The 12,338-nt window shown below is 46.9% G+C and carries 10 protein-coding genes; all 10 read right to left on the bottom strand.

The genetic code is table 11. The features are described 5' to 3' along the window. Positions 1-31: 31 nt before the first annotated feature. The gene (locus RDQ32_RS09485) at positions 32-625 is read right to left on the bottom strand and encodes a pilus assembly protein (protein ID WP_308580218.1); all 594 of its coding nucleotides are present in this window, start codon (positions 623-625) and stop codon (positions 32-34) included. A gap of 17 nt (positions 626-642) precedes the next feature. Beyond that, positions 643-3,270, bottom strand: coding sequence for a hypothetical protein (locus tag RDQ32_RS09490; RefSeq protein WP_308580219.1), 2,628 nt, complete (start codon positions 3,268-3,270; stop codon positions 643-645). Positions 3,271-3,281: 11 nt separating this feature from the next. Next, on the bottom strand, positions 3,282-3,932 hold the full coding sequence (locus RDQ32_RS09495; RefSeq protein ID WP_308580221.1) for a hypothetical protein: 651 nt from the start codon (positions 3,930-3,932) through the stop codon (positions 3,282-3,284). A gap of 126 nt (positions 3,933-4,058) precedes the next feature. Then, positions 4,059-4,925, bottom strand: a complete 867-nt coding sequence (locus tag RDQ32_RS09500; protein ID WP_308580223.1) for a leucine-rich repeat domain-containing protein — start codon at positions 4,923-4,925, stop codon at positions 4,059-4,061. 102 nt (positions 4,926-5,027) lie between these two features. After that, positions 5,028-6,101 carry a chromosome partitioning protein ParA gene (locus RDQ32_RS09505; protein WP_308580224.1) on the bottom strand — a complete coding sequence of 358 codons (1,074 nt, stop codon included), beginning with the start codon at positions 6,099-6,101 and terminating at the stop codon, positions 5,028-5,030. Between the two features lie 58 nt (positions 6,102-6,159). Further along, a complete protein-coding gene (locus RDQ32_RS09510) occupies positions 6,160-7,836 on the bottom strand; it encodes a WG repeat-containing protein (RefSeq protein ID WP_308580225.1) in 1,677 nt (558 codons plus the stop codon). 13 nt (positions 7,837-7,849) lie between these two features. Beyond that, positions 7,850-8,491: a prepilin peptidase gene (locus RDQ32_RS09515; RefSeq protein ID WP_308580226.1), complete on the bottom strand. Its 642-nt coding sequence runs from the start codon at positions 8,489-8,491 to the stop codon at positions 7,850-7,852. Between the two features lie 138 nt (positions 8,492-8,629). After that, positions 8,630-9,490, bottom strand: coding sequence for a type II secretion system F family protein (locus RDQ32_RS09520; RefSeq protein ID WP_183683677.1), 861 nt, complete (start codon positions 9,488-9,490; stop codon positions 8,630-8,632). 10 nt (positions 9,491-9,500) lie between these two features. Further along, positions 9,501-10,355, bottom strand: coding sequence for a type II secretion system F family protein (locus RDQ32_RS09525; protein ID WP_007158136.1), 855 nt, complete (start codon positions 10,353-10,355; stop codon positions 9,501-9,503). Positions 10,356-10,519: 164 nt separating this feature from the next. Further along, on the bottom strand, positions 10,520-11,758 hold the full coding sequence (locus RDQ32_RS09530) for a CpaF family protein (protein WP_007158137.1): 1,239 nt from the start codon (positions 11,756-11,758) through the stop codon (positions 10,520-10,522). Positions 11,759-12,338: the final 580 nt, after the last annotated feature.

Here is a 12,338-nt window from a genome sequence, read left to right on the forward strand (position 1 = left end):
TGAATTCTTTCATACTATTGCTCCTTTTTGCTTACTTTTCTCCCCACATTTTGGCTTTGGCACTCTGGGTAATATTCATCTTTTTCTTTCCGAACATATCAAACCAGACACCCATTTTATATGTGACGGTAAGGGTAACATCTCCTCCCGAACTTTCGACCTTGAAGTTCATGCCGTCCAAGCCTCTCTCTACCCCGAAGGATTTCAGTTTTTGATTTGCCTTGGAGTCACTGGTGTCTCCGGTCAGGTAGGCTACAAAACGTCTTTTGGCATCATCATTTCCCATACCCAGGGCGGCGCCCATACCTTTTTTGCTTCCCTTATACCAGTCATTAGGGCTGGAAAAGTATTTGCTGGAAAAAAATCTTCTGTAGCCGTCTTGAATAACATCACTGAGGCTACCCCAGAAGCCGTTGGCCCCGTCCAGGCCCGAGGCAATCTGATTGTTGGCATAGGAATCCATGCCCAGGCTGGTTGCGGATTGTACCAGTGCGTGTGCGATTTGGTTTTGGGCGTTAAACACGAAGAAGAAGCCGTTTAATGCCATAAACAAAGCGCAAAAGATAGGAAGAATGATGGCTGCTTCTATGGTTACCGAGCCTTTTTCCGTATTCTCTCGTTTCATCTTTACTCCCTTCTCCTTTAATACGCCAAATCTTTTTGCTTTTCGAAGGAGAATCCCCCGGTAAGCGAAGGCGATAAATTCATAAATATGTTCAGCTTGTATTTGTTGTCGGAATGTACACTGGTGTAGGCCTTGTTGATGTCGAAATCAAAGTCCTTCTTGTGCTTTTCCTTGGCTTCCAGCTGAATGAGGTTCTGCATCCGATCTGTATACTGGTCGTAGGGGGTGCATAAAATCATCAAAATAGCGCCGTGAGCGGTGTAATCCAGCGGGAAATAACCCATCTCGTTTTTATCATTGGTTTTTCCCGAGCCGTCCTGTCCTCCATGCTTGGCAGAATCATCATGGTATATGGCTACTTCCGTGCCGGTGGAGCTACCTCCCCCTCGCTTACTTTCAAACATCCCACCTAAGGTTGATTTCTGATCATCACTTAAATCCAGGATTCCGGCCATGTCTTGTGCCAGATGGGGTAATCCCTCAATGGAAAGGTATGCCTTGGTCTTGAAAAGCACCTGGGTTCCTCCATTTACCAAAATTACCATATCCAGGAAGGGTTCCAGTAAGAGGAAGATGACAGTGGCTACAATACGTACCGGTCCCAAGGCGGAAAGTGCCTTCAGGATATCCGAGTTAAGTACCGCATAGCAATCCACCATCAGGCGAAGCATATAGCCGTCAAAGAAGGCGCCGGCCTGTGCAGTGTACTCGGAGTTGGCACCGGTAAGCATATATTCTAGTTCCGCTCCCTTAAACATCGGATCCGATCCGGAATTATTCCCTAAAGAGGCGATGTCGCTCATGGCACCCCCTTTTCCGCCCTTATCCGATCCGCCTGCCAGGCTAAATACCTTTTGGAAGCTATATCCGGTTAAAGTGGATCCCTTCTTATAGGTCGTACGATTCGGCAGGTTATATGCCGCGTAGCCATATAAGAGGAAGGCGTGATAATACTCTTGGTAGTTCACCAAGAACTTCGCCAGATTGATAAAGTGCTCTGCCATCCAGGTTACCAATCCCGCTAAAAACTTTGCCAGATTAATCAAGAAGCTGGCCAATTTTGTAACCATTTTGAAAACATTCGGAACTCCGTAGCAGGCATCCGCAAAATCTATCGCATCCTGTAACATCCCTGTAAATCCGGAAGCCGTTAAGAGGGTTGAGGTATCAAAGGAGCTGGTATGGGCTAATAAAGCCGGATTAATATTGGAGTCCAAGCTGTTGTCATAAAAAATCTTCATATCCATCAGCTTTTGTGCCAATCTTCCGACGGCAATAACTTCCTTGACTCCCTCTTGGTCCGCAGTCGCTGATTTATCTAAAACATCTACCAGATCATCCACATACTTAGCCACGTCCTCCTTAAAGCCCTTCATTTCTATCTTTCCTAAAGGAGCGGAAGATAATTCCGACATGGAATGACCGGAAGCGGTGAAGGAGCTCAGGGCAGTGGCCTGATTGTTTAAGCTTGTTTTTTCCGCCTCTACAATGGCATCGATTCCTTTTTGAATCTGTTCATTGGCAAAATCTTCCGTGACCTTATGCATTTCTTCAAACCACTTATAGGCATCCGTACCTATGGTTTCCGCCCCTTCTCCATCAGGAATTTCCCCATCTGCGGCAGTTCCTGTTGTTGCCACCTCCGTGCTGCCATTCGCCGGTACTGTGGCTACCTCTGTACCGGTGCCGTTGCCTGCTGCAGGAATGGTAGCAATCTCTGTACCGGTGGAAGCTGTGCTCTCCGTTGCCGCCTCTTTGCTTTCCTCTTTCTTTTTCTTCGTTGCCTCCTTCACTTCACTAAGGTCTTTTTTCACCTTTTCCATCTTCTCCTTTAAATCCTTGGAGGCATCATAAAGGTTTCCAAGACTGGTGCTAAGCTCCTTCGTAGCGGTAGCCAGCTCTCTGGCCGCTGCATCCGCAGCCGCCTCTGCGGCGGGAAGACCTTCCTCCTGTCCGCTGTTTCTGATGGATTCAACGGTTTGCATCGCCGTTTGAAAGGCTTGATATTTTGTTTTATAATTCTGGCATTTCTCCTTGAAGTCCTTCGCCTTCTCCTGAAAGTCCTTAACACTGTTAATCATATCCTTGGTGTCATTGGCATAGCCTACCGCCTTGTTCGCCACTTCCGCTCCGGCGTTCAGCTGCTTCATTCCGGGAAGACCGTCCAGCTTCTTCTTAATACGATCCAGGTCGAAACCGTCCCACATGGCCTGTGCCATAACCGTATATTCACTGGCCTCATAAATCTGCTGCTTCAGGATGGAGGCGCTACCCAGACTATGCTGTCCGGAAGCCTCCATACTCTGTATGCTTGCCCCCTTGCCCAAAGCATTCATATTGGCCTTCATATAACCCTGGTAAGTGGTATTGACATCATCCTTTTGAGAAATGGAAAGTAAGTCAAAACGCTCTTCCACATAATCATCATAGTGACCTAAAGTTGAATAGAGGGAGCTTCCCATGACCTCCTTCATTAATTCCTGAATACTTTGAATCCGTGCGTATTCTATGAAAATGAAGGTGGACATCAATAGCGGAGAAACCACTAGGGCTAAAAAGATGGATAGCATGCCCTTCGTCCCGTTGACTTTCCTTTTCAGAAAATGTCGTATTGCTTTTCTTTTTTCTTTAAACCATGCTTTCATATTCTTCTCCCCTATGAAAAAAACTTGTTAAGGCCTTTAACCACCTTGTCCACCGTTTCCAATACGGTTGCAAAGCTCTTCACCTTTTCACTGGCATACTTTGCAAGCTTTACGGAATGGACATAATCCAAGGCATCAAAGTCGTTGCAGGCTACCGTCGCATCCAATTGCTTGGTTTCGGAAACGCCGATAAAACGCATTAACTCTCCAAATAAAAATCCATAGTTTTTGTGCATGGTAATTTCAATATGATGTCTTCCGATATCATCGTTGGCACGTTCTACCTTAATATCCACCTCACCCTTTGACTTTGCCAGACTCACATTGGTGAGACGATTGTTCAGAAAATTAGAGGCTCTGGAATTTGCCGCATCGATTCGATCTTGCTTTTTCCCCATAATCCCAAGGTAGCGATACACCCCGATATTCGTAATATCTTCTTCACTCACCAGATTCAAATCCTTCTTGGCAGATCCATACTTGTAATTCTCCGCCACAACCTGCGCCGCCTCATTGGCCGTAACATGGAACATGACATTTTGGTAAAGGTACATGCTAAATCCGATAAAGAACACCAGTATCAGAATGCACAGCAGCATACCGATGGACCATTCAATCATGACGGTGCCATCTTCCCCTTTCTTTCGAAATCCCTTTCTCATCTTGACTCCTTTTTCTTACAGAAAATCCTTTTCCTTTGGCACCGAAGCTTTTCCCTCCGGCACCCTCTTCAGCACTTTTCCTACCGAAGCTTTTTCTTTGTCGTAATACTGCTTTCTACGGAAGCTTTACTCTCCGTCGTAGTACTGCTTTTCTCCTAAGATTCCGAATACCTCCTCAAAGTTTTTGTCCAGCCAGGAATCCTTCACAACATAGAAATTGCTCTTTCCGGTGGAAGCAAAGGAATCCGGAAGTACCTTTAGATTCTCAATTTCCTTAGGGAAGTAATAAGAATCCACAGGAGCTGCGGCAAAGGCACCGCTACCGATTTCCTTTAAATTCTTGGGCATGTGGACTTCCTTCAGGGACTTACAATTCTGAAATGCCGCTTCTTCAATACTTTCTACGGAATTGGGGATGCTAATCTTCTCCAGCGCAGAACAGTTCAGAAAAGCGGAGTCCGGAATCACCTTTATCTGTTCTCCCAGGAAATTCACTTCCTTTAAGCTGGTGCAGTCTCTAAAGCCGAACCTGGCAATGCTAGTTACCCCTGCCGGAACATCCAGACTTTCCAGGTTATGGTCAGACTTTACGCTGATCTCGGATGTCTGGTTCTTCGGCAGCACAATCTTCTTTACCTTCTTCAAAAGAGTAAGGCCGTAGCCTAGCTGAAAATCATCATCGCTTTCAAAATACAGTTCTTCCAGCTGCACATCATCATCCGGTCCTAAGCCGGAGTCAAAGGACTTTGCCCGCTTGGGAATCACAATCACCTTCTGCTTGGCACCTTCTTCATTCAGATTGGCAATGGAGTCCTCTCCCATCCATTCGAAATAGTCTTCATTTGGTTTGGCATTGGCTTTCTCATTTCCCTTACCGCTGTCTGCCTCCTGCTTGCTGTCTCCCTGAGCACTCTTCTCTTTTCCACCGTTGCAGGCGGTAAGTCCCAAAGCCAAAGCCAGGATGCCTAAACCTAATAGTGTTCTCCTCTTCATTTTTATTCCCCTTTCTGATTGTTTTCTTTTGCTTTTTATCTTCTATTACTTTAATTAGCCAATGAACTTCTGTGTATTTCCAAGCTTCTACGTATTCCGCTCTTAAATATTTTCCTTTAATAATTCCTCGAAGAAGGTCTTCTCCGCCAAGGTTTCCACCAGCGCCTCTGTTCCGGCGTGTTCATATCTGGGTACCCCTCCCAGCTCTCGAATGCCGATTTTGGGAAGGCTCTGGCCGGTTTTGTTACTGAACTTGTTATATACGGTGTACATTCTCTTCATGATGGGAACGGGGGAATTTTCCTCCTTAATCTGCAAGGCCTGTAGCATTCTTAGGAACTTGTCGTTTCCGATTTCCGATCCGTCTACGGTGAGGACAATGCCGTGCACTCCCCGGTAAACCGCTAAGCTGTCGTCATCAATGGAGAAGTCCCCGTCCAGGATGATAATGTCATAGGAACCCCCAAGCTTTAGCTCCCGAAGCAGCTTCTGTCTCTCTTCTAAGGAAAGCTCCATCATATCCAGGGCAATCTTGGCTTTGGAGAAGAAGTACACCCCTCTGGGATCCTGGCGAACCGCACTTTCCAGCTTTAGGCGGAAGTTGGCCTTCTGCTCCTTTAAGGCAAATACCACATCACTCATGTCCAGCTGTCCTCCGGCATGGAAGAAGAGATCCGCCGAGCCGTAGCGCTCCATATTCAAGTACAAAACCCGGTGTCCCGCCTGGGCAAAATGATAGGCACAGGCTGCCGCCATGGTGGAAGCCCCGGTTCCTCCGGCTACCGAGCCGAAGGCAAAGACCTTACAGGGATCCTCTCCGATTTTCAGACCGGTAATGCCCTGAATCCGCTCCGCATAAAGGCTTAAAATCTGCTTATAAATCAGCTCCGCCTTCTGGTACTTGGAGATAGCCGCCTCGTCCTTATAGCTTTCGATTTCCGCGGACTCCACGAAGTACGCAAAGCTGCACTGCTTGGGGAGAAGGGCGGTGTTGATGTCAAAGGAGGCATCCGCCACCAGTACATCCATCTTTACCTCCCGAACGGTCTTTAAGGCCAGTTCTTCGTCGGTAAAGGAATACAGCTCAAACTTTTCTCCAAAGCGGGTGCTAAACACCGTTACGATTCTTTGTAAGTAATCCTTGTCCTGTTCCAAAATCGCTAATTTGATTTTCATTTCCTTCTCCTTTGCTCTTTTCCAGCTTATTGATTGCTATCTTCCTTCCATCTGCGCCCTATCCTGCTGCCGGAGTCCCTCCTTCTGCAGGGGGTGCTTCTCCCCCTTCCGGGGGAGCTGCAGCTGCCGTTTCTCCCCCTTCTACAGGGGCTTCCGGTGCCGCTTCCGGCGCTGCCTCCCCGCCTTCTGCCGGGGCTTCCGATGCTGCTTCTGTTCCTTCTGTCGGCGCTTCGGTGGCTGTTTCCGTCATTGCTTCTGTTGCCGCTTCCGTTGTTTCTTCGGGCTTTGTTTCCTTTTCCTTGCCCTTCTCTTCTTTGGTAGCCTCCTTGCTGTCCTCCGTAAAGATTTCCTTCTTCACGATATTTCGTTTGATAAACTGATATACCTCAGGGGTAGTTTCCACTATGCATACGCCTTTTTTGTTGAAGTAATCCACGCCGAAGAACTGGGGGGTAATGACCATTTCTCCTTTTAAGTTGATAAAGCCCCAGTAGTCGTCCTCCATAACACCGGCAAGACCTTCCGAGAAGCTTTTCGCCGCCTTATACTTAGGCTCCAGTACCACTTCTCCCTTCAAGTTGGCAAAGCCCCATTTTCCCTTCTTGGAAAAGGCGAAAATGCCGTCCTTTCCGATACCGTCCACTTCCTCAGCGGAGAAGTCCGAAACCTGTTCCCAGTTTTCATTGTAGATATGGTAGGCGCCGTCCTCCTTGGCCAGGATGCAGCCCTGGGCAATAAAGCTGTAGTCCGGATTGATCTGCACCGCTTCGAACTTTCTTTCTTGTTCTATCTTCTTTCCGTTTTCGTCTTTTTTCTCCTTACCCTTTTCATCCTTTACCGTATACTTAAGCTCCAGTTCCTTGCCTTCCGAATCAATAAAGAAGACCCTTTTTGCCTTTTTCACCACTGCCTTTCCTTTTTGGAAACGGCTGGCTTCGGAGAATCCGCCGAAGAGCCGGTCTCCCAAGGCATTGTAATAGCTGTATTCTCCCTCTTCTTTGATGGGAATTCTGTCCTCCGCATAGTAGCCGATGTCTTCGGGATTTTTATTGGAAAATACACCCTGGGTCACTTCATTTTTATCCATCAAAATGGTTTTTCCGTCCTTACGTAGCAGACGATAGCCCTTCTCTCCGATGGGCCCTACAAATTCCTGCTTTAAGGAGTTGGAGGATTCCCCGTCTGCCGGGATATAGCCTGCTCCCTCCTTGTTTTTCACCCCGTAGAAGCCGTTGGAAAGGGGATAATAACTGTTGTAGTTTCCATACAAGGTTTTGAAGGAATAGAGCATTTTCCGGTATTCCTTTTGGAAGGTCTTATCCTTGGAGCCTGCCTTTTTCGCCTTATCCAAAAAGTAAAAGGCATTGGCATAGTCATTTTTCTGAATGTACAGTCGGGAAATCGCCAGAGCAAAATGCGGATTTTCCGGATAGGCCGCCTGAGCCATCTCTGCCGCCTCCATATATTCCTTGTAGCGGTCTTCCTTTTCCTCATAGGCCTTTTCATAGGCATCCATCATCTTTTCGTAGATGGCTTCTTCCTTCTTAATGCCCAGAGCCTCTTTATAATTTTCTCCCGCCTTTTGGTACAGGCCTCTTTTCTCAAAGTCCGCGGCTTCCGCCACTTCCTGCTGATATCGTTTGACCTGTCTCTGCTGGTCGGAAATCTTACTATACCAACCCATACCGGTAATCAATACCAGGGCAAAGGCAACCCCCATCTGTGTCTGTGTCACAAGCTGCTCCTTTCTATATCAGAGATAGCATGGCTGCAAAGCCAAAACCGAAGTAGATAAAAGGTCCCAAGGGAAGGGCGTCCTTTAACTTCTTTTTCTTTAAGAGTAAAACCGGAAGGGAACATAGGGCACAGAGCAGGAAGGAAAAAAGTAAGCTCACGCAAAATCCGTACATTCCTGTGAAGAACGCAAGGCCGGTAAAAATCTTGATGTCTCCCATACCCAAGCCGGAACGGGAAATCTTATATAAGAGGCACAATAAAATCAAAGCGATAAAGGCCGGTACAAAGCTGTTGACTAAAATCATGGGGAAGTCCCCCTTATAGAACAGAAGCTCCGGAATCATGAAGAGGAGTCTGCCCACAAGAAGCACTATGGTGCAGAGGTTTGGTATCTTCATGGTATAGGCATCCACCAGCCCTGCCCACTCCAAAACCATGAAGCAAAAGAGAATCATGGCTAAGGCCAGGGTATGCACCGCCGTTTGTCGTACGTAGTAGCCTGTCAGAAAGGAAAAAAAGGCCAAAGCGCCAATCACGGCATAGGGGTTTAAGAAGGATGACCTTGCCTGCCCCTTTAAAAATATCTTTATTACGAGAAAATACACGGCAATGCTGCATATACTGAAAACAGCGCCGCTAATAAGTCCTTGCATCATTCTCCTTTAGTTCCTTTCCCATATCCGGTTTTGTATTGTTTCTATTCCTTACAAATTTCCAAAGTGCTGTTCTTTCGACAGTGGCCTCTTCTACGATTGCTTCTTCTACTGTTGCTTCTTCTACTGTTGCTTCTCCTACAGGGAAATTCCCGCAAAGGCGGAGGATAAAATAATGATAATAATGCCTAAGAAAATCAGCATGATGGGCATTAAGAGCTTGGCGGAAGCCTGTTCTCCCTTTTGTAAGAGTCTTTGCTTTTTCTCATTCCAAAGGTCACTGGACTGTCTTGCCAAAAATAGCGGCAGCTCTCCTGCACCCTTTCCCATACTTTGCATTAAGGCACTGGTAAACTTGATAATCTCCGGAGAATTGGTGGCTCTTCCGAACTTGGCTATGGCCTCACTGTCCGCATGGCCGTTTCGAATATCCTCACTGGCATCCCGCATCAGGGCGTAGATGTCCCCTTCCCCTCTGCCGCCCACCATGTTCCAGGCGTCTCTAAGGATCATGCCGGAGTTCACCAGAATCGCCATGGTGGAAACTACCTCCGGAAGCTCCGTCTCGCAGTTTTCCGTTCTCTTTACCAGCTTCTGTCGCATGGAGTCGCAACCGTAAATCAGCCCTACAATCGCCAGAAAGATGCCCAGATAGAAGAAGTTCCTGCTATCCTGCCAGCCTGCCAAAAGGCAGCCAAAGCATAAGATAAAGTGGAAAAAGCTAAGGGCCATGGCGTAATACACATTGGCATAGTATTCCGCATACATCTCCCCGTATAAGACCTTGGCATTTTGCTCCAGGCGCTCGAAAAGCACGCCCCTCAAGCGAAGAGGCGGTAGCTCCGCCCAGCAAAAGCCCACGGTATAGATATCCTTTAACGGAAAATCCTTTTCTTCCAAGCCCTCCACCAGCTCTTCGTACTTCTGTCCCCGAAAAAGCTGAATCAGGAACAAAATCGCCAGAATGGTTCCTAAAATCATTGCTATGCTTCGCATCATTTTCCCCTTCTTACTTCACCACCTGCATAATCCGCTGTCCCATCACATAAGCTCCCGCAAAGATGCCGATGGCGATGGTCACCGCAACAATTCCGATGGGAGTGGAAAAGCTTCGGTTAAAGCTGGAGCCCATGCCCCGGAGCATTCCCGTAAGCACCACCGGAATAATCATCATGGCAGTAAACTGAATCTTGTTGGAAGAAATCGCCGTCTGGATTTCCTCACTGATTTCCATCTTTTCTCCGATAATATCCGCGGTTCTTCGCACGATTTCCTTGATATTTCCTCCGGCACGGTAGCTTACATTGAAAATGATGGCAAAGTTCTCAATATCCTTGTTGGCACTGCGCTTTCCCAGAGAGAGCATCATGTCCTCAATGGCTAAGTTGTTTCGTAAGCCCAGAATCATTTCCGCGGTTTCCTTGGTGATTTTTTCATCCTCTCCGAATTCCATCACCATATCCTTATAGGTGCTGTCCAGAGAATCGTGCATGTTCATTCCGCTGGCCAGCGCCACCGCCAAGGATTCCAAAAAGCCTCTAAACTGTCTGGCTAATTCCTTCAGCCGTTTTTCCTTACATTGACCGGCCCGAATGGGGAGGAAGAAGAAGCCGCAGAGACTTCCCACCAACAGGAAAATGACGATATTGCCATACATGGTGGCCTTCGTAGCCCTTCCTGTGGCATCCAAAAACTGATTGCCGTAAAACACCAGACTCACCGCACCGCCGATGAACAGCGCTATAGCAAAGGCCTGAAGCTTTTCCCTGAAATTCAGATAATATACGTTGTAATTGGTCAGCTCCGTTCCCAAGGGGGAAAGGTAGCTTGCCGGTTCCTTTTCCTTCTTTTTCCGAAAAAACATTTGTCCCTCCAAACGAAGCTTCATTCCTTCCGGTGATTTTCGATCAACGGCCGAAATTCCGCTTCGGCACTTTACATTCCTGTATGACTCCCGGTACGCACTTTACATTTCTGCATGAATTCCGGTCAGCCCTTTACTTTCCTGTATGAATTCCGATTCTCGCTTTAGATAACCGTATTGATTCCTGCCAAACGGAGCTTAAAGTCCTTCTGCATCTTATTTTCCGTCCGCTTCAAAACGCCGTGTACCTTGGTAACGGTACTCTGCTCATCCTCTTCAAACACATAGAGAGGATTCAGAAGAATTTCCCCGTTATGGAATCCTAAAACCTCCGTAATCTCCATGGTCTTTCTGGAACGGTCTCTGAGACGGGACAGGTGGATGATGATGTCCACCGCAGAACCGATCTGCTGCTTAATGGCTTCCAAGGGCACATTTGCCGCACCCTGCAATACCATGGTTTCCAAACGGCTTAACATATCCCTTGTGGAGTTGGCGTGTCCCGTGGAAAGGGAGCCGTCATGTCCGGTGTTCATGGCCTGTAGCATATCTAAAGCCTCTCGACCACGAACCTCTCCCACAACAATACGGTCCGGTCTCATTCGAAGGGAGGACTTAATCAAATCCGTCATGGAAATCTCTCCCACACCGGCGGAGTTGGCATTTCTGGTTTCCAGTCGTACAAGGTTGTCTACATTTTCAATCTGTAACTCTGCGGTATCTTCTACGGTGATAACACGCTCGTCTCTTGGAATATAGTTGGATAGGGCATTCAGGAAGGTGGTCTTTCCGGAACCCGTACCGCCGCAGACGAAGATGTTGTAACGAGCCTTCACCAAAAGCTGAAGCTTCTCCGCAATTTCCTTGGTTAGGGAGCCGAAGCGAATCAGCTTCTCCATGGTCATAGGCTCCTTGGAAAACTTACGGATGGTAATAGTGGGGCCGCAGAGGGCAATGGGAGGAAGCACCACGTTTACACGGGATCCGTCCGGCAGGGTAGTATCACAAATAGGATTGGCCTGGTTTACTTCCCGTCCTGCCAATCCTACGATTCTTTGGATAATATCCTCCAGCCTTTTCTCGCTTTCAAACTGTCGATCCAGCTGGAACAGATGGCCCTTTTGCTCTATGAAAATGTTTTCCGGGCCGTTAATCATGACCTCGGTAATGCTTTCATCCTTTAAAATAGCATCCAAAAGGCCGAAGCCTCTGATGGCTCCGTAAACCTGCTGAACGATGGAGAGCTTCTGCTCCACGGAGCAGTAAGAGTTGCCGATTCTCTGGGCAACCACTTCCTTCACCTTCTCCTCCAAAACGTCATCTTCAATCTGGCTTAAAACAAAGTTCGAAGAAATAAAGGATTTTAACTCCTCAACCAATCTTTGCTCCTCTGCGTAGGTCATGCACACTCCTTTCCCTCATTACGAAAATGCCAAAACCGCCCCCAACCCCCTTCCTTTTCCAAAGAGGGTCCGGTTTTTCCCGGGATATCCTTATTCAATTTTTTCTTTCTAAAACACGATTTATACCCTTTAAATTTTTTATTAAAATAATAAAATTAGAAGAAATTGCAAGATAAATAATAGTTAGTTTTCCCTTTCCTGTCAATATAATTCCATTTTATATTAATTTAAATTTAATTTATCCAATAATTTAATTAATGGGAAAGCATTATTTTACGTATATTTGTATGCGAATTTAATACTTTTCCATGTTCTTTTTTCTTCTTTTTCCCCTTGTTTTTGTAAATATCCTACAAAAATACTATGGATTTTCTAAAATTTGGCCAAGAAAAAAAGAGAAACTATACAAAAATAGTTTCTCTTTTGGTTTTTAAGGCTCGCTCTGATGCAGTATAGGTCTATAGGTGGGGCACGCTCCCGCTAACCTCGCCCTGCGAAGGGAAGGACTGTGTTCATTGATGAGGTTCGCTCCGATGCAGTATAGGCATGAAATCGAGCACGCTCCCGCTAACCTCGCCCT

It is taken from the genome of uncultured Oribacterium sp., from assembly GCF_902481605.1.
In the GTDB taxonomy this organism is placed as follows: Bacteria; Bacillota; Clostridia; order Lachnospirales; family Lachnospiraceae; genus Oribacterium; species Oribacterium sinus.

Excerpts from the sequence above, each read along its gene's own strand:
- RDQ32_RS09490 (WP_308580219.1), bottom strand. The coding sequence starts at position 3,270 with ATGAAAGCATGGTTTAAAGAAAAAAGAAAAGCAATACGACATTTTCTG.
- RDQ32_RS09520 (WP_183683677.1), bottom strand. The coding sequence starts at position 9,490 with ATGATGCGAAGCATAGCAATGATTTTAGGAACCATTCTGGCGATTTTG.
- RDQ32_RS09515 (WP_308580226.1), bottom strand. The coding sequence starts at position 8,491 with ATGCAAGGACTTATTAGCGGCGCTGTTTTCAGTATATGCAGCATTGCC.
- RDQ32_RS09500 (WP_308580223.1), bottom strand. The coding sequence starts at position 4,925 with ATGAAGAGGAGAACACTATTAGGTTTAGGCATCCTGGCTTTGGCTTTG.
- RDQ32_RS09495 (WP_308580221.1), bottom strand. The coding sequence starts at position 3,932 with ATGAGAAAGGGATTTCGAAAGAAAGGGGAAGATGGCACCGTCATGATT.
- RDQ32_RS09485 (WP_308580218.1), bottom strand. The coding sequence starts at position 625 with ATGAAACGAGAGAATACGGAAAAAGGCTCGGTAACCATAGAAGCAGCC.
- RDQ32_RS09530 (WP_007158137.1), bottom strand. The coding sequence starts at position 11,758 with ATGACCTACGCAGAGGAGCAAAGATTGGTTGAGGAGTTAAAATCCTTT.
- RDQ32_RS09505 (WP_308580224.1), bottom strand. The coding sequence starts at position 6,101 with ATGAAAATCAAATTAGCGATTTTGGAACAGGACAAGGATTACTTACAA.
- RDQ32_RS09525 (WP_007158136.1), bottom strand. The coding sequence starts at position 10,355 with ATGTTTTTTCGGAAAAAGAAGGAAAAGGAACCGGCAAGCTACCTTTCC.